Raw genomic sequence first — 17,171 nt, 5'->3', positions numbered from 1 at the left:
TCACCCCCTTCAAAAAGCTTTCTAGTAGAATTTTATCTTAAAAATATTAATGTAGCAACTGGCTTTGTATACTTTGAAATAAATATTGACAATATTAGATGCTTTAACTTATAATGTTAAATGTAATCTATATCAATGATTTTTCTTTAATGTATTTTGATTTTTGAAGGGGGTGTGTCAAAATGTGGAGAAGGGCGGCGGTTGTGAGGTTTGTATTTTGTTTGGTTCTTGTGCTCCTTCTTTCTAGTTTTGCTTTAGCTCAAACTAAAACGTTAGTAGGTGCCAGCTGTTTTCCTCTTAAGTCTCCATTAGGTAAGTATGGAATAGTTTCATGGGCTGAAAAGGTAGATGCAATGAGCGGTGGTAGATTGAAGGTAAGGCTTCACGAACCTGGCGAGATCGTTCCGGCGACTGAGGTTCTAGATGCGGTAAGGAAAGGAGTAGTGGATGTGGGGATGAATACGCCAGCTTGGCAGAAGGGAGAGTTCCCCGCAGGTGATCTTTTCTATACTCTTCCTGGAGGCGTATTCGATTTTCATGATCTTTTTGTGTGGATGTATAGCGGTGAGGGTATAAAGTTGCAGAATGAGATGTATAAGGGAGCGATTGTAGCGTTTCCATTGGGTTTAACTCCTCCTGAAGAGATCTGGTCCACGAAGCCCATAAAGAGCCTTGAAGATATCAAGGGATTGAAGATAAGAGCTGCTGGTTTAAGCATGGAGCTCTTTAAAGCTCTTGGAGCCTCTGTGGTGCTATTACCTGCAGGAGAGGTGATTCCCGCTTTAAGGAGAGGTCTTATAGATGCTACTGAATTTGCCTATCCTTCGATGGACTATGCATTAGGATTGCATGAGGTTGCGAAGTACCTCTTTAATCCACCTATACATATGAGCTCGAATATCTTCCAGCTCATCATTAATCCAAAGGTTTGGGAGGCTCTTTCCCCGGATCTTAAGGAGATAATAAAGAATGCAGCTGTAGCAGCTACTATAGAGGGTTATGCCCAAGCTTGGGTTGAATCTATGGAGGCTTTTGAGAAGATAAAGCAAGCCGGTGTTCAGATGACAAAGCTTTCTCCTGAGGATCAGAAGAAGGCTAGAGAAATAGCTTTTAAGATACTTGAGGATAAAGCGAAGGAAGACGAGTTCTTTAGGAAGGTTTGGGAATCTCAGAAGAAGTTCCTCCAGAAGATAAGGCCGTTCTACGAGTTTAGTAAGTTTGATATATAGTTAGTCTTAGGGGGAGGCAGCTGCTGTGATGCCTCCCCTTAAAACTAAGGGGTGATGGAGGGGGTAAAAATGGGGGTACTATCTAGTTCTATAGAAAAGCTAGTAAGGATTTGTGGTAAAGGAGGAGCATGGTTAGTAATTCCATTAAATATGGTTGTTCTTTATGAGGTTTTTATAAGGTATGTTTTAAATAAGCCTACCGATTGGGTTTATGATACCGCTTGGATGCTTTTTAGCGCCCTTTTTCTTTTAGGTGGTGGTTGGGTTCTTCAAGAGGGGAGACACGTTAGAATTGATATTATACTTAACGCTTTGCCTGAAAGGTTTAGGTTAATATGGGAGATAATATTTTTCTCGATTATGCTTATACCGGTTATGTTAATTCTTACCTGGAAAGGAATAGAATATGCAACTTATGCATGGAGCACAGGGGAGAGACTTTCGACGACCACATGGGGCTTTCCTTCTGGACCTGTTAAAACAATGATACCTCTTGGGTTCGGTTTAGTTTTCCTCCAGGGCATTTTAGAGCTTATTAAGAACGTTAAGAAGCTCAAACAAAAGGAGGTTTAAGTTATGGCTCCTGAGGTGGTAGCTTTAATAGCTATGATACTTGTTATAAGCTTGGTTCTAGCTGGCATAAGGCTTGCTTTCTCTTTTATGTTTTTAGCGGTTCTCTTTGGATACTTATATAGAGGGCCGAGAATATTTGATCTTTTCATTCAGAAAACTTATGAGGTTATGCAAAATGAGGTTTTGATAGCGGTTCCTCTTTTTGTTTTTATGGGAATAATTTTAGAGAAGAGTGAGGCGGCGGAAAAGTTATTTAGTACTATGTTTCAGCTTTTTGGCCCCATTAGAGGTGGACTTGCCATAACTACCGTAATTATAAGTACGCTTTTTGCTGCTTGTACTGGTATAATAGCTGCTTCTGTAACTATGATGGCCTTGATAGCCTTTCCTGCGATGCTTAAGAGAAATTACGATAAGGGGCTTGCTTCAGGGGTAGTTTGTGCTGGTGGGACGTTAGGTATACTTATTCCTCCAAGTGTAATGTTGGTTATGATGGGTCCGATGTGTAACCTTTCTGTAGCAAAGCTTTTTGCTGGTGCTATATTTCCTGGGTTACTTCTTTCTGGACTTTATGTGGTTTATATATTGGTCCTATCTTGGCTTAAACCAGAAGTAGCACCAGCGATAAGTGCTGCTGAAAGAGCTGCAGATAAAAAGACTCTTATAGTCCAAACTTTAATTTATATGATACCTGTTTTTGGTTTGCTAGTCGGGGTGTTAGGTTCTATTCTCTTAGGCATGGCTACTCCAACAGAGGCTTCAGCTGTTGGAGCTCTTGGTGCAATTATAGTAGCTTTGGCTTACAAAAGATTAAACCTTAAAGTTCTTAAAATAGCAGTTTACGAGACTTTAAAGATAACTTCCATGGTTTTCTTCGTAATAATTGGAGCAGGAATGTTTACAGCGATTTTTCTATTTATGAGAGGCGGAGCTTTAGTTGAATCGTTTCTTTTAGCTACAGGTCTCGGGAAATGGGGGATTTTAGCTTTGATGATGTTTGTAGTGTTTATACTTGGAATGTTTATAGATTGGATAGGAATACTTTATATAGTTATACCTGTTTTTCTTCCTATAGCGGTTAATCTCGGATTTGATCCACTCTATTTCGTTGAGTTAATAGCTATTAATCTTCAGATGTCCTTTTTGACACCTCCCTTTGCTTACGCTATATTCTTCCTTAAGGGAGTTGCTCCACCTGAGGTTAAAACTACCGATATATATCGAGGAGTTGTCCCCTTTGTTGCGCTTCAAGCATTGGGGCTCACACTGTGCATAATCTTTCCTGATATAGTTATGTGGTTACCCACTGTGACCCTTAAATAAGGGGTGGTTATTTTGGGTGAAGTAAGGGTCGTATCGGTAAGCTCTCTATCTAATAGAGTCGTAGTTGGTAGGGTTTTTCCAGGAACGGACCTTATAGAAGGTATATTGAGGATATGCGAGGACCATGGTATATCAAGCGGTAGTATAGATTTAGTGCTTGGTAGCCTTAGAAAATTTACATTTGTTTACCCCATAAGAGATGATCAAAATAAGATGGGCGTAAAGTATTGTGATCCAGTTGAAATTGATGGCCCCATAGAGCTTTTGTGTGGAAACGGTATAGTTGGAGTGGCGTCTAGTGGGGGAAAAGCTCTTCATCTTCATGCAGTTGTGGCTGATAGAAACGGAAGGGTTTATGGCGGTCACGTCTTGCAAGGAAACCCAGTTTTGGTCACCGTTGAGGTGGTTATAAGGGAGCTAAGCGATGTTAACGTAATTAGGGGTTTAGATGAAGAAACTGGCTTTACTTTATTTAGCTTCTCGCCGAAAGGAGGCGTTTGATATGGAAGAGGAGCTTTGGACTTTTCTTGAGAGACATCTTAAAAGCATATACGATGGTGATTGGACCACTTATGAAGCCACCACAAGTAGCGATCTTGCGATCTATGAGTGGTTTGTGACCCCGCATCGTTTAGATGGTTTGCCTTTTCATCGTTTTATGATTGAGAGGTCCTGGGCTACAAGGGGTAAACCTTATCGAATAGATCTCTTAGATAAGAGGCTTCAGGTTTACGGTAATACAGCCATATTTAGCTATACTCTCTTGCTTACTGTGGTGGAGGAAGGAGAGCTAAAGCATAGGACCATTAACGAAACGCGAGTTGCTATACGTTTCCCAGAGGGGTGGAAAATTGTTCATGTGCATAAAAGCCCTGGAGAAAAAATCTCTTAAAGAGCTTTCTTTAAGGAGGGTATTTTATGAAGTTTGATTTCTCTGGTAAAGTTGTTTTAGTTACAGGAGGAGGAAGAGGTATAGGACGATCTATAGCCCTATTTTTTTCTGCTAGTGGAGCAACTGTTATTATATTTGAAATTCTTGAAGAAGAGGGAAAGCTTGTCGTAAATGAGATAAGCGAGCATGGAGGGAAAGGGGAATTTTATAAGGTCGATGTGTCTAACTTTGATGAGGTTAAAAGGGCTATTGATGAAGTCCTAAATAAGCATGGTAAAATAGATGTTCTCGTTAATAATGCTGGTATAGTTTATACTAAGCCTTTCGTTGAGTGCCTTCCTTCTGAATGGGAAAGGGTTATAGCGGTTAATTTAATAGGCGTTTTTAACACTTGTCGCGCTGTTTTCCCTCACATGATAGAAAGAAAGTATGGAAAGATAATAAATATTGCTTCTGTGGCTGGAAAACGCGGAGGAGGAATATTTGGAAACTCCATTTATGCTGCTTCTAAGGGAGGAGTTATAGCTTTCACAAAAGCGTTAGCTAGAGAAGGGGGACCATATGGAGTTAATGTAAATGCCATATGTCCTGGTCCTACAGAGACTAAGATGCTAAACGGGTTTTCTGAGGATAGAAGAAAGCCCTTTATGGAGACCATTCCTTTAAGGCGTTTTGGGAGACCTGAAGATATAGCCCATGCCGTATTGTTCTTGGCTTCAGATTACGCCAGCTTCATCACAGGTGAGATTATGGATGTAGATGGCGGTATAATGATGGATTAATCTATCAGTAAAGTATGGAGAGCGAGAGGAGGATAGTTAGCTGGCTTATAAGGCAAGTTCCTCCAAGGACATCTCCTGTTATTCCGTTGATTTTGATTTCTGATATTCTTTTAATGATGAAGGCTAGCAGAATAGATATGGAGAGGGACAGTGTAAATCTTTGTGGAGATAGGATAAGAGGAGTTGAAAAAAGCAAGGCTAAAAACAAACTTGATCTTCTTTGTGGGAAAAGCGAGGCTGCAAGGCCCTCTTTTTTAGCTGGTTTTGAAATGTGAATTAGGATTGTCATAGCATATCTGCCAAGTACAGAAGCATACATGTAATCTATAGGATTGAGAGTAGAAAATGTAGTATAAAGGGCAATCACATATAAAGTGCCGTAAAAGACGGCAAAGGGACCAACGTTTCCACGTGACATTATTTCCAATCTTTTTTCCCGTGTCGATTGGTTTAAGAAACCATCGAGCATATCCAATAATCCATCAAAATGGAAGAGGTCGAAAAGATAAAAGCCTAAGGCTAGTCCTGCTATTCTGATAGCTATCTCACTTTGAAAGACCGCTGTGAGTGAATATATAAGACCTGGGATATATCCTATCAGAGTGAAATAGGATGAGATATTTTTTAGAATATTTAAGGAGTTTTCAAAGTGGTCAGTTTTGATAGGTAATCGAGATAAGAAGGAGAAGGCAAAGATAATTTCTTCTATTAGCTTCATTAAGTAAGCTTTTACAGTTACCTTCATATCTATCCCTCTTTATTGGTGTATCTAGAAAATAGGAGTATCGATTCTACCGCATCATCAATGTTGAAAACTTCAAAGCAGATAATAGGTATGCTAGTGAGCCTTTCTCCTAAGAAGTTTATTAACTCATTTAAGGTTGCTTCGTTTAGTTTAAGATGATCTTCTTCTCCAATAACTCCCATAAGATGGACTTCTCTTATATTTTTAATATAGCTTTTAGGAAATTTTTTTCCTAACATGTGGTGGCCTATATCGAAGGTAAGGTTCTCATGATAAACGATCTCTTCTTTAAGGTTTTCTAAAGAGACATTTTTACCGTTTTTCAGTAAAAACTTTTCTATTCCTTCCATAGGATGAAGCACATAATTTATAATTTTTAAGTTGCTCTTCAAAAAGAAGTCATACGCCATTTCTACATTTATGATGTTATCAGTTGGTAGATGAACCGTATATAAGAGATTGTTTTTTTCGGTTAAAGAGTTTAATTTTTCTATTTCTGAAATTAGTAGGGCCTTGGTATCTTCATCCCATGTGTAGACAAGTAGTTCTATAAAGTCTACGAAAGGGGAAGCTATGAGGGCATTTTCATAGTATGTTCCTGGTACTAACCAGGATGTCGTTCCTATAACTTGCTTTTTTGGTAGCTTCATTTTATTTTTACTTCTATACCTGATATCATAAAGTAAACTTCGTTAGCTATGTGAGCGATCCTTTTGTTTATATCAGCCAACTTTTCCATATAGTTTCTTGCGAGCTTGTTTTCTGGAATGATAGAGAGCCCGACTTCGTTTGTTACTATGATTAAGTTTGAAACTGTTTGTTTGATCGTTTCAAAGAAAGAATTAAGGAAGCTTTCTACGTCTAATTGATAGTGATAGAGGTTAGCAAGATATGTGGTCATACAGTCAACTATTATAAGCTCGTACTTTGGACTAATTTGTTTAAGAAGCTCTGGAACATATATAGGTTCTTCAAAGGTTTCAAATAAGTTTGAGCGTTCCATTTTATGTTTTTCTATTCTATGTTTCATTTCTTCATCGAATGGAACGCCTGTAGCTAAAAAGGCCAATTTCTTATAGTTCTTACTGAGAGCATATTTGATTGCGAAGGAGCTCTTGCCTGACCTTATTCCTCCTGTTATTAAAACTATCATTGTAATCTGTCTGTTCCCTTGGATACACCAGCATCATCGAAAGTGGCCATCTCTCTGATCATCTTTATAGCGGCCTCAATTATAGCTATAGATAATACCGCTCCAGTACCTTCTCCAAGCCTCATGCCAAGATCTAATATCGGTCTTAGTCCCAATATGCTAAGAAGTAATCCATGTCCTTTGACTCCCGATTTATGCCCTGCAAATGCATACTTTGTTACATTTTGGTTTATCTTCCAGGCTAATAAGAGACCTACAGTTGTGGGAAACCCATCAATAACTATCGGAACCTTTCTATCTGTGGCTTCCAGTATAAACCCGGTCATCTGGCCTATACAAAAGCCGCCTACCTTCTTAAGCACATCTATAGGATCTTTCGGATCGGGCTTGTTAATCTCTATTCCCTTAGTTATTGCTTCCTTTTTTCTAATTAATCCGTCTCTGTCTATCGGTGTACCTATGTCTAATATCTCCTCGATATCGAAACCAAAGCTGACAGCTATTGCACTTGCTGTGGTAGTATTTCCTATCCCCATGTCTCCAACAACAAGCAGATCCGCTCCGTCTTCTATTGCTTCCTTTGCGATCTTTCTTCCAATTTCTATGCATCTTTGGGCTTGTTCTTGTGTCATAGCTGGTCCCTCTGTGAAGTCCATAGTACCATATCCCACTTTAGCTTTAATTAAGTGTTTACTTTCTATGTTAAAATCTCCATCTACTCCAGCGTCTACGACATATACCTCTGCTCCTACATGCCTTGCAAAAACGTTTATCGCAGCACCGCCCCTAAGGAAGTTTAGGACCATTTGGTATGTAACTTCTTTAGGATAAGCTGAAACCCCTTTTTTGGATACTCCATGGTCTGCAGTAAAGACAAAAACCCTTTTATCTTTCGGTAGTTCCGGAATTATCTTGCCTTGAATTAATCCAACCTTAAGGGCTATCTCCTCCAAGAATCCCAAACTTCCTATGGGTTTAGTTAGGTTATTTAATCTTTCAATAATTCTACTTTTTAAAGTTTCCTCTGGTAAGTTTATTTCTTTCATGGTCTTATTAACACCTTTCCACACTCTCCTGTTTCAACTAGTCTCATTGCTTTTTCGAAGTCTTCAAGAGGTAGTTCATGGGTAATTATCGGGTCTATATTAAGTTTTCTGTTTTCAAGAAGCTCTTTAACCTTCCACCAGGTATTGAATATCTTTCTTCCGCTTATCCCATAAACTCTTGCTGCTTTAAATACTAGCAATGAATTAGCCTCTAGGTTTATGTCTCTGTCAAATAGCCCTATTAAACTTACTCTTCCACCTTTAGTTAGAGCTTCTAATCCCTCTTTCAAGGCTTGGGGTGAGCCTGAACACTCAACTAAAACGTCTACTCCATCTCCATTTGTATAGTCTAGCATGGCCTCTACCAGCTTTTCTTCTTTCAAGTTTATAACTACATCTGCTCCCACCCTTTTTGCTAAGGATAGTCTAAAATCTTTAAAATCAGATGCATATATTTTGCTTGCTCCCGAGGCTTTAGCTATTGAGATGGCCAATAGTCCTATCGGTCCACATCCTGTGATCAAAACGCTTTTACCTGATATGTCCTCCGCTAATGTGCCTTCAAGTGCAACTCCAAGAGGTTCTTGAATCGCGCAGTGCCTTAGAGGGATTTCCCTAGAGTTTTTCCATAGGATCTTTTCTGGAGCGACAGTATATTCAGCGAAAGCCCCAGGGGTATGAATTCCAAAGAGAGTCATGGATTTACATATACCGTGGTTACCAGTAAGACACTGTTTGCAGCTCCCACAGAATATATGAGTTTCTGCAGATACTATATCTCCTACCTTAAGCTGCTTTACGCCTTTTCCAACTTCTACCACTTCTCCCACGAACTCATGCCCTAGGATTTGTGGAAGCTTTACATTCTTTTGAGCCCATGTATTCCAGGTAAATATATGATGATCTGTTCCGCAAACTGCCGCGTAAATGACCTTTATTAGCGCTTCATCTTCTTTTATCTTCGGGATTTGCGTTTCTTTCAGAGAGGCTCCTATCCCCACATTTTCCTTTATTATAGCTTTCATTTTTTCCAAGATTTTCTCCTCCTTTCTCTAGAAGATATTATAGCACCTTTGTCTTTTTTATTATTTGAGATATAATAAATAGTTGGTGATACTTAAATGAGCGATGAGATCGTTCTTGAGGTTAAAGGCTTAAGCAAAAGATTTGGTGGTTTGGAAGCTTTAAAGGATGTTTCTTTCTTTGTCAAGAAGGAAGAAATTTTAGGACTTATTGGTCCCAATGGGGCTGGTAAGACTACCTGTTTTAATCTTATAAGTGGGGTCTTAAAGCCTACAAGTGGTGAAGTTTATTTCTTGGGTCAGAGAATTACCGGGCTCTCCCCCCATAAGATTGCTAAGCTTGGCATTGGCAGGACCTTTCAAATAGTTCGTCCATTTAAGAAGCTGGCATCATGGCAAAATGTTCTTTCTGCCTATGGTAGGGAGCGATATGATAACTTACTTGAGAGTTTTAAGTCTTATATTTCACAGAATTTTAAAGGAAAGGCATACGAGTTTATAGAAAGCGTTGGTCTAAAGGGCTTCGAAGACATGTTAGCTGGGGTTCTCCCTTTAGGATTCTTAAGGAGGTTAGAGATAGCAAGAGCCTTGGCCTTAAATCCTAAGCTTCTTCTTCTTGATGAATCTTTTTCTGGTTTAGCTCATGAGGAGATAGAACCTCTTATGGATCTTATAAGAAGCATAAGGAAAAGGGGTGTATCAGTTTTATTAATAGAGCATAATATGAAGGTTGCTATGAAGCTTTGCGATAGAATGGTAGTTTTAGATCACGGTCATAAAATAGCCGAAGGTTTACCGGAGGAAATAAGGAACGATCCTAAGGTCATAGAGGCTTATCTCGGCAGAGGTAGGGGTGAGGAAGTTGCCGCTTCTTGAGCTTTTAGATGTTCATCTAAGCTATGGGAAAATTAAGGCCCTAAAGGGTGTCTCTATAAAGATCGAGCAGGGTGAGCTTGTTACGATCATAGGAGCGAATGGTGCTGGTAAAACCAGTATATTGCGTTCCATAATGGGGTTGGAAAGGATAGAAAAGGGAGAGATATTTTTAGAGGGTAAGCTTATAAACGGTATGGCACCTCATTTAAGAGCTCAGTTAGGTATAAGGATGGTTCCCGAGGGGGCTCGAGTTTTTCCAGATCTTACCGTGGAGGAAAATTTGAGAGTCGGAGCTCTACCTATTACAGACAAGAAAGAGCTCCGAATGAGGATGGATAAAATTTTTGAAGTTTTCCCAGCGTTGAAGGAGAGAGTAAACCAGCTTGCTGGTACAATGAGCGGTGGGGAGAGGCAGATGTTATCCTTGGGAAGGGCGCTAATGTCTAATCCAAAGCTTTTAATGATAGATGAGGCTTCTTTAGGACTTATGCCTATTTTGGTTGAGAAGATCTATGAAGCGATAATGGAGCTTAAAAGAAGAGGTATTACTATACTTCTCGTGGAACAAAATGCTCGTCAAGCCCTTAAGGTTGCTGATAGAGGCTATGTATTGGAGACTGGCCAGATAGTTCTTGAAGGTAGCGCTAAAGAGCTTTCTGATAATCCGATGGTTAAGCGAGCTTACCTTGGTGGTTAAGTGTTTGCTCCCTTTGGGAGCTATAAAATAAAAGGAGGTGGCAATCTTGAAGAAAGCGTTAATTATGATGGTTTTGGTTCTATTAGTAGGAGGGGTAGCATTAGCTCAGGATACTATTAAGATAGGATTCTTTGCGCCTCTCACTGGTCCCGCTGCTGCTGATGGAGCCAGCGCTTTGAACTCTGCACAACTTGCTATTGAATATATTAATGAACAGGGTGGAGTTTTGGGAAAGAAGCTTGAGCTTGTAGTTTATGATGATGGCTTAAAGCCAAGTGAGGCTGTTGCGGTAGCGCGTAAGCTGATAGAAAAGGATAAGGTGGTAGGTGTGGTTAGTGGGTCTTATAGTGGTCCAACGAGAGCAGCTGCTCCAGTTTTTCAGGAGGCTAAAATACCTATGGTTGCCGCTTATGCTGTTCATCCTGAGATTACGAGGGCTGGAGAGTATATATTTAGAAATGGTTTCCTTGGAGAGATTGAGGGAGCTGCTGCGGCAGAAGTAGTTGGGAAGAAACTCAATGCTAAAACTGTTTATCTTTTGACCGTTGATATTGATTACGGTAGGGCTCTTTCTGCAGGATTTAGAAGCAGAGCAGAGAAGATAGGTCTTAAAATAATTGGTGAGAAGTTTTTCCCGATGGGGGAAAAGGATTTTACACCATATCTTACTGAGATAAAGGCTGCTAATCCTGATGCTATATTCATTAGCGGTTATTACTTCCATGCTCCTGCTGTTGTTCAAGCTCGTAATCTTGGGTACACAGGGTATATAGTGGGTGAGGAGGGTTTTGATTCTCCCAAATTTATAGAGATTGCTGGAAAAGCTGCTGAAGGTGTCGTTATAGTCACTAACTTCGATAGAGATGATCCAAGACCCCTAGTGAAGTGGTTCATAAATAAATATAAGGAGAAGTATAAGATTGATCCGGATATGGTTGGGGCTTCCTCTTTTGATGCCGTTTTTATCCTTGTTGAAGGCATAAAGAGAGCGGGTTCTACTGAGGCGGCTAAGATAAAGGATGCTATAGCTTCTTTGAAAGATTTTGATGTCCTGACCGGCAAGATAAAGAGATTTACTAAGATAGGAGAGGTCGTTAAAGCTGTTCAAGTACAGATAGTTAAAGATGGTACTTTCCGTCACTATGGAGTTATTGACGATCCTGAGATAATAAAGCCACCTGAGGAGTGATGTTTTGTGGGAGTAGTTCTAGAAAAGAGAGTTATAAGGGCTCCTAGGGGAAGGGAGCTTCGGTGTAAGGGGTGGGTTCAAGAGGCAGCCTTAAGGATGCTAATGAATAACTTAGATCCTGAGGTTGCGGAAAAACCAGAAGAGTTGATAGTTTATGGTGGAACAGGTAAGGCAGCAAGAAATTGGGAGTGTTTTGATGCATTAGTTAGGTGTTTAACAGAGCTCGAGAATGATGAAACTCTCCTTGTACAATCTGGTAAGCCTGTGGCTATATTTAAAACTCATCCTTGGGCTCCCAGGGTTTTAATAGCTAATGCTAACCTTGTTCCTAAATGGGCTGATTGGGACTACTTTAGGGATCTAGAAGCTCGAGGCCTTATAATGTATGGCCAGATGACCGCTGGAAGTTGGATCTATATAGGAACGCAGGGAATACTTCAAGGAACTTATGAGACGCTTGCTGCCGTGGCTAATAGGCATTTTAATGGGACTTTAAAGGGAAGGCTTGTCTTAACAGCGGGGCTTGGTGGAATGGGTGGTGCTCAGCCTCTTGCTATAACTATGAACGAGGGTGTTGGAATAATAGTTGAAGTTGACCGTCAGAGAATTAAAAGAAGGCTTGAAACCGGCTACTTAGATGTAATGGTTGAAAGCTTAGATGAGGCCTTGAATATAGCCTTAAAGGCTAAGGATGAGGGTAGAGCTATATCTATTGGCCTTCTTGGAAACGCTGCGGATATCTTTCCTGAGTTTGTTAAAAGAGGTATAGTTCCTGATGTGGTTACTGACCAAACGTCAGCTCACGATGAGCTTAATGGTTATGTTCCTGCCGGTATATCTTATGAGGAGGCCTTAGAGCTTAGAAGAACTGATCCTGAAAAGTACAAGGAGATGGCCTTGGATTCTATTGCTAGGCATGTGAAGGCTATGCTTGACCTTCAGAAAAGGGGAGCAGTAGTTTTTGACTATGGTAATAATATAAGAACTCAAGCTTATAAGAGAGGAGTCAGAAACGCTTATGATTTCCCTGGATTTGTAGTTGAGTACATAAGACCTCTTTTCTGTGAAGGTCAAGGTCCCTTTAGGTGGGTTGCTTTATCTGGGGATCCTGAGGATATTTACAGGACTGATCAGGCGGTCATAGAGACTTTTCCAGAAAAGAAACATCTTGTACGCTGGATTCAGATGGCTAACAAGAAGGTTAAATTCCAAGGGCTTCCAGCTAGGATCTGCTGGCTTGGTTACGGTGAGAGGGATAAGATGGGTTTAATATTTAATGATCTTATAAAGAAGGGAGAAATTAAAGCACCTATTGTCATAGGTAGAGATCATCTTGATACAGGCTCTGTTGCATCGCCTTACAGAGAAACGGAGGGAATGAAGGACGGAAGCGATGCTATAGCTGATTGGCCGATTCTTAACGCTCTTTTGAATACCGCTAGCGGTGCAAGTTGGGTTTCCTTCCATCATGGAGGAGGGGTTGGAATAGGGTATTCTCTTCATGCAGGACAGGTAACGGTAGTTGATGGTACTGATGAAGCTGCTGAGAAGGTTAAGAGGGTTTTAAGGAACGATCCTGGAATAGGTGTAGTTAGACATGCTGATGCTGGATATGATAAAGCTATAGAATGGGCTAAAAAATATGGTATAAAAATTCCCATGCTTAAATAGATTATTGGACTTTAAGTAGTAATCTTAAGGTGGGACTCTTCTTAGCGAGAAGGGTCCCACCTAATTTTTAGGGAGGTAGTCTTCGATGTCCAGGAAGCTTGTTGAGTGTGTCCCAAACTATAGTGAGGGAAGGAGAGCAGATGTGATAAATAAGATAGCGGATTGCTTTAGGGGAAAAGAAAAGGTTTGGCTTTTGGATGTCTCTTCTGATAGAGATCATAACAGAATGGTTGTAACTGCTATCGGAGATCCTGAGGCTATGTTTAATGCCGTGTTTGAGTCCGTTAAGATTGCATCAGAGCTGATAAACATGGAGGAGCATAAAGGGGGGCATCCGAGAATAGGTGCAACGGATGTTATTCCGTTTGTTCCCTTAAAAGGGATAACAATGGAGGAGTGTATCGAGCTTGCAAGAAAGCTTGGTAAGAAGATAGCTGATGAACTTGGTATCCCGGTTTACCTCTATGAGGAGGCTGCTTTAAGGCCTGAGAGAAAGAGGCTTGAGGTTATAAGAAAAGGAGAGTATGAGGGGCTAAAGGAGGAAATTTCCAAACCTGAGCGTCATCCTGATTATGGTTTACCTAAGCTTCATCCAACAGCGGGGGCAACGGTTGTTGGAGCAAGAAAGCCTCTTATAGCCTTTAACGTTAATCTTGGAACTAACGACATAAACATAGCTAAAAAAATAGCTCAGTTTGTTAGAGCTTCAAGCGGTGGATTAGGCTTTGTTAAAGCTATAGGAGTTGAATTGAAAGAAAAAGGATTGGTCCAAGTCTCAATGAATTTAACTGATTATACCAAAAATGCGGTTTACAGAGTTTATGAGCTTGTTAAGATAGAGGCAGAAAGGTGGGGAGTACCGGTAGTTGAGAGTGAAATAATAGGTCTTCTTCCCGCTGAGGCTTTGTTTGATTCTATTTCTTACTATCTTAAATTACACAATTTTGATCCAATGAAGCAGGTTATAGAGATGCGCTTACTCGAACTGGAGGAATAGGAAATGGTCGATATTCTCATCTATAACATATCTCAGCTTATTAGGGTTAAGGATGATAAAAAAGGACCAAAGATAGGAGAGGAGATGCTTGATCTAGGAGTGATTGAAAGTGCTGCTATAGCTATTTGTGATGGTCGAATAATAGATGTAGGTAAGTCTGAGGATCTTTTTGAAAAATATGTTGATGCTTCTAATAAGATAGATGCTAGTGGATGTATAGTTTTGCCAGGATTTGTTGATGCTCACACTCATCTTCCTTTTATTGGAACTAGAGAAGATGAGTTTCTTATGCGGCTTAAGGGAGTAGAATATATAGAAATACTCAAAGCAGGTGGTGGAATACTAAATACTGTCGAAAAGGTAAGAAGTGCAAGCAAGGAAGAGCTTTTCAAGACCACAATAGCTAATGCTTTTAAGCTTCTTTCTTCAGGCATAACTACTGCTGAGGCAAAAAGCGGATATGGTTTAAACCTTGAGGACGAGATTAAGCAACTTGAGGTTTTAAGGGATATAAATCTTTTAGGACCGCTTGAGGTTATTCCAACTTTTCTTGGAGCTCATGCTATTCCTAAGGAGTATAAGAATGACCGAAAGGGATATATCGAGCTTCTTAAAAATGTTGCTTTACCTGAGGTTGTAAGCAGAGGATTAGCGGTTTATTGTGATGTCTTCTGTGATGAAGGGGTATTTTCAATTGAAGAAACCGAGGAAATCTTAACTAAAGCTAAAGAGTTAGGTTTAAAGTTAAGGATTCATGCTGATGAAATAGCTCCAGTTGGGGGAGCTGAACTTGCAGCTAACCTGGGGGCCAAGAGCGCAGAACATCTAATAAAGGTGAGCGATAGAGGAATAGAAATGATGGCAGAAAAAGGTGTCTTTGCTGTTTTATTGCCTGGTACCTCTTTTTCTCTAAGAAAACCTTATGCTCCAGCTAGAAAGTTTATTTCAGCTGGTGTTCCTGTGGCTTTGGGAACGGATTTTAACCCTGGCAGCTGCTATTGTAGTTCTATGGAGATGGTGCTGCAATTAGCGGTTCTAGCTATGGGAATGCTTCCTGAAGAGGCTATAGTTGCTTCTACTTTGAATTCTGCTTACTCTGTTGACATTGGGGATAAGGTTGGAAGTATCGATATAGGAAAGCAAGCTGACATAACTATTATGGACGTTCCTAAATATGCTTTTCTTTTCTACGAGATAGGTAGAAGTCACGTTAAGACTGTTATAAAGAAAGGGAGGATCGTTTATGAAGCTAAAAGAGAGTACTCTTGAGGGATTTTTGAAGGAGCTTTCCTCTTCCTCTCCGGTGCCCGGAGGAGGAAGCGTTGCTGCATTAATGGGGGCTTTAGGTGCTGCTTTAATCTCTATGGTTTCTAATCTTACTTTAGGGAGGAAGGGTTATGAGCCCTTTGAAGATGACATAAAGAGATTACTTAATATATCTGAGAGCTTGATGGGAAATCTCCTCCAAAAGGTTGATGAAGATGCGGAAGCCTTTAACTCTTTTATGAGCGCTCTTAAGCTTCCAAAGGATAGTGAGGAAAGACAAATGGCACTTGAAGAAGCACTTAAGAAGGCTACTTTGCTTCCCCTTTCTGTTATGGAGCTTTCCTTCGAGGTTTTAAAGCTTTCTAAAGAGCTTTTAGATAAGGGAAATAAAAATGCAATGAGCGATGTTGCTGTTGCAGCTATATCAGCTTATGCAGGGATGGAATCAGCATATTTCAATGTTCTTATAAATTGCCTTTCTATGAAAGATAATGAGTTTAGGAGATCTTCTAAAGAAAAAGCTCAAGCCCTCTTAAAAGTGGGTAAATCTATCTATAGTGAGGTAATGGAAATAGTAGAAGGGAGACTAAATGTTTAGTCTCCCTTCTCTATAATTATCTTTTCTTTTATCTTTATACCCTTTTTTCTAAGCTCCTCGGTTATATATCTATAAAACTCTTCATTCATACCGAGCTTCTCTGGTGTTATAATGCCTTTTTCTGTAATTTTTTCTTGTAATATGAGCTTTGAGACTATTACGCAAGGAAAAGCGGTAACTCTTGCCATAGAGTGGGTCCAACTTTCCTCGTCGAATCTATCAAACAATTCCCACCTAAGTGTTAATTTATCTCCGTTTTTTCTTCCACTTACCTCTACGATCATTATAGTTATATCTCTATCTCCCTTTTCAGGTTCTAACTGCCATAGAGGAAAAAGAAGTTTTGCTGTCAAATTAATATGCTCTTCGTTTAGCATTTTCATCTGCTTTAAAGCCTTTATTATATTGGCATGCCCTGGATATCTTAAGGTCTTTTCTTCCATGTTTTTGGCTTTTATTGTGTATAAGAGAGATCTTAGCCCGTCTGTATAAAAGGCCTCTAACTTTCCAAATCCTGGAAAGCATATCTCTTCTAATCCAGTTAATGCTTCAACCACACTTTCTTTGCCATCCACTATTATTCTTGCAGGCCTTGTATATTCCTCTAAGACGTCATAAGGGGAAAACACCGCTTTATAAGAGAACGGAGGTTCTGGTTTTTCTGGCAACCCTCCTACATATATCTTAGCATAATTTACCTCATCTAATAAGGATGCTCCTCGCCCAACTAACAAATTCGATAGACCAGGAGCAACCCCCATGTCGAAAACTGCTGTAACCTTTCTTTCTTGAGTTAGTCTCTCGAGTTCAAGGAAGTTTTCCGGCATGAAAGATACATCGCAGTAGTTTTTCCCCAGGTTAATTATTGTTTGTGCCACTTTGTAGCCTATTTTTCCTGGAAGAGCTCCGCAAACCAAATCTACGTTTTTTGTAAGATTCTTTAGTAATTCTTCATCAACTGCAGATCCTTTCACTTTCTTAATTCTTTCATTTAGCTTATTTAGGTTTTCTTCATTTAAATCTAAGACAGTTACGTCAAAGTCTTTCGATAACTCTGAAGCTATTGTTTTACCTACTAATCCGCATCCAAGTAGGAGAACTTTCTTCAACTT

General features: G+C 39.9%; 19 protein-coding genes. 13 read left to right on the top strand and 6 right to left on the bottom strand.

What is annotated here, in order from left to right:
- Positions 1–182 precede the first annotated feature (182 nt).
- The 6 genes from dctP to NZ900_02975 all read left to right on the top strand — a co-directional run bounded on the left by dctP (position 183) and on the right by NZ900_02975 (position 4,799).
- Entirely contained in the window at positions 183–1,229 is a 1,047-nt protein-coding gene (gene dctP / locus NZ900_03000) for a TRAP transporter substrate-binding protein DctP (protein MCS7233063.1), read from the top strand.
- Positions 1,230–1,298: 69 nt separating this feature from the next.
- Positions 1,299–1,802, top strand: coding sequence for a TRAP transporter small permease subunit (locus tag NZ900_02995; protein ID MCS7233062.1), 504 nt, complete (start codon positions 1,299–1,301; stop codon positions 1,800–1,802).
- A 3-nt stretch (positions 1,803–1,805) separates the two neighbouring features.
- Positions 1,806–3,125, top strand: coding sequence for a TRAP transporter large permease subunit (locus NZ900_02990; protein MCS7233061.1), 1,320 nt, complete (start codon positions 1,806–1,808; stop codon positions 3,123–3,125).
- A 12-nt stretch (positions 3,126–3,137) separates the two neighbouring features.
- The gene (locus NZ900_02985) at positions 3,138–3,626 is read left to right on the top strand and encodes a DNA-binding protein (GenBank protein ID MCS7233060.1); all 489 of its coding nucleotides are present in this window, start codon (positions 3,138–3,140) and stop codon (positions 3,624–3,626) included.
- 1 nt (position 3,627) lies between these two features.
- Positions 3,628–4,017 carry a nuclear transport factor 2 family protein gene (locus tag NZ900_02980; GenBank protein MCS7233059.1) on the top strand — a complete coding sequence of 130 codons (390 nt, stop codon included), beginning with the start codon at positions 3,628–3,630 and terminating at the stop codon, positions 4,015–4,017.
- Positions 4,018–4,043: 26 nt separating this feature from the next.
- Positions 4,044–4,799, top strand: a complete 756-nt coding sequence (locus tag NZ900_02975) for an SDR family oxidoreductase (GenBank protein ID MCS7233058.1) — start codon at positions 4,044–4,046, stop codon at positions 4,797–4,799.
- A gap of 4 nt (positions 4,800–4,803) precedes the next feature.
- On the opposite strand, the gene NZ900_02970 is transcribed toward NZ900_02975, so the two are convergent.
- The 5 genes from NZ900_02970 to tdh are packed head-to-tail and all read right to left on the bottom strand — an operon-like array spanning position 4,804 to position 8,780.
- Positions 4,804–5,544, bottom strand: coding sequence for an adenosylcobinamide-GDP ribazoletransferase (locus tag NZ900_02970; GenBank protein MCS7233057.1), 741 nt, complete (start codon positions 5,542–5,544; stop codon positions 4,804–4,806).
- A gap of 2 nt (positions 5,545–5,546) precedes the next feature.
- Positions 5,547–6,194, bottom strand: coding sequence for a hypothetical protein (locus tag NZ900_02965; protein MCS7233056.1), 648 nt, complete (start codon positions 6,192–6,194; stop codon positions 5,547–5,549).
- On the bottom strand, positions 6,191–6,697 hold the full coding sequence (cobU, locus tag NZ900_02960) for a bifunctional adenosylcobinamide kinase/adenosylcobinamide-phosphate guanylyltransferase (GenBank protein ID MCS7233055.1): 507 nt from the start codon (positions 6,695–6,697) through the stop codon (positions 6,191–6,193). Before cobU ends, NZ900_02965 begins: the two co-directional genes overlap by 4 nt.
- Positions 6,694–7,743: a nicotinate-nucleotide--dimethylbenzimidazole phosphoribosyltransferase gene (gene cobT / locus NZ900_02955; GenBank protein MCS7233054.1), complete on the bottom strand. Its 1,050-nt coding sequence runs from the start codon at positions 7,741–7,743 to the stop codon at positions 6,694–6,696. The genes cobU and cobT overlap by 4 nt, the downstream gene beginning before the upstream one ends.
- Positions 7,740–8,780, bottom strand: coding sequence for an L-threonine 3-dehydrogenase (gene tdh / locus NZ900_02950; protein MCS7233053.1), 1,041 nt, complete (start codon positions 8,778–8,780; stop codon positions 7,740–7,742). Before tdh ends, cobT begins: the two co-directional genes overlap by 4 nt.
- 84 nt (positions 8,781–8,864) lie before the next feature.
- On the opposite strand from tdh, the gene NZ900_02945 reads away from it, so the two are divergent.
- From NZ900_02945 to NZ900_02915, 7 genes are all read left to right on the top strand, one after another.
- A complete protein-coding gene (locus tag NZ900_02945) occupies positions 8,865–9,641 on the top strand; it encodes an ABC transporter ATP-binding protein (GenBank protein MCS7233052.1) in 777 nt (258 codons plus the stop codon).
- Positions 9,628–10,338, top strand: coding sequence for an ABC transporter ATP-binding protein (locus tag NZ900_02940; protein ID MCS7233051.1), 711 nt, complete (start codon positions 9,628–9,630; stop codon positions 10,336–10,338). Before NZ900_02945 ends, NZ900_02940 begins: the two co-directional genes overlap by 14 nt.
- Positions 10,339–10,384: 46 nt before the next feature.
- Entirely contained in the window at positions 10,385–11,527 is a 1,143-nt protein-coding gene (locus tag NZ900_02935; protein MCS7233050.1) for an ABC transporter substrate-binding protein, read from the top strand.
- Between the two features lie 6 nt (positions 11,528–11,533).
- The gene (gene hutU / locus NZ900_02930; protein MCS7233049.1) at positions 11,534–13,198 is read left to right on the top strand and encodes a urocanate hydratase; all 1,665 of its coding nucleotides are present in this window, start codon (positions 11,534–11,536) and stop codon (positions 13,196–13,198) included.
- 85 nt (positions 13,199–13,283) lie between these two features.
- Positions 13,284–14,195, top strand: coding sequence for a glutamate formimidoyltransferase (gene ftcD / locus NZ900_02925; GenBank protein ID MCS7233048.1), 912 nt, complete (start codon positions 13,284–13,286; stop codon positions 14,193–14,195).
- A 3-nt stretch (positions 14,196–14,198) separates the two neighbouring features.
- Positions 14,199–15,464 (top strand): imidazolonepropionase, encoded by a 1,266-nt coding sequence (gene hutI / locus NZ900_02920; GenBank protein ID MCS7233047.1) that lies wholly within the window; start codon positions 14,199–14,201, stop codon positions 15,462–15,464.
- Complete coding sequence (locus NZ900_02915) at positions 15,439–16,059, top strand: cyclodeaminase/cyclohydrolase family protein (GenBank protein ID MCS7233046.1); 621 nt, start codon at positions 15,439–15,441, stop codon at positions 16,057–16,059. The genes hutI and NZ900_02915 overlap by 26 nt, the downstream gene beginning before the upstream one ends.
- Here NZ900_02915 and NZ900_02910 read toward each other — a convergent pair.
- On the bottom strand, positions 16,056–17,168 hold the full coding sequence (locus NZ900_02910; protein ID MCS7233045.1) for a saccharopine dehydrogenase NADP-binding domain-containing protein: 1,113 nt from the start codon (positions 17,166–17,168) through the stop codon (positions 16,056–16,058). The two genes, NZ900_02915 and NZ900_02910, sit on opposite strands and share 4 nt — an antisense overlap.
- Between the last annotated feature and the right edge of the window lie 3 nt (positions 17,169–17,171).

It is taken from the genome of Synergistota bacterium, assembly GCA_025060595.1.
GTDB lineage: Bacteria > Synergistota > GBS-1 > GBS-1 > GBS-1 > 42-11.
The sequence above is the reverse complement of the archived record's forward strand: the minus strand, read 5'-3'. Positions and strand labels throughout refer to the sequence as shown.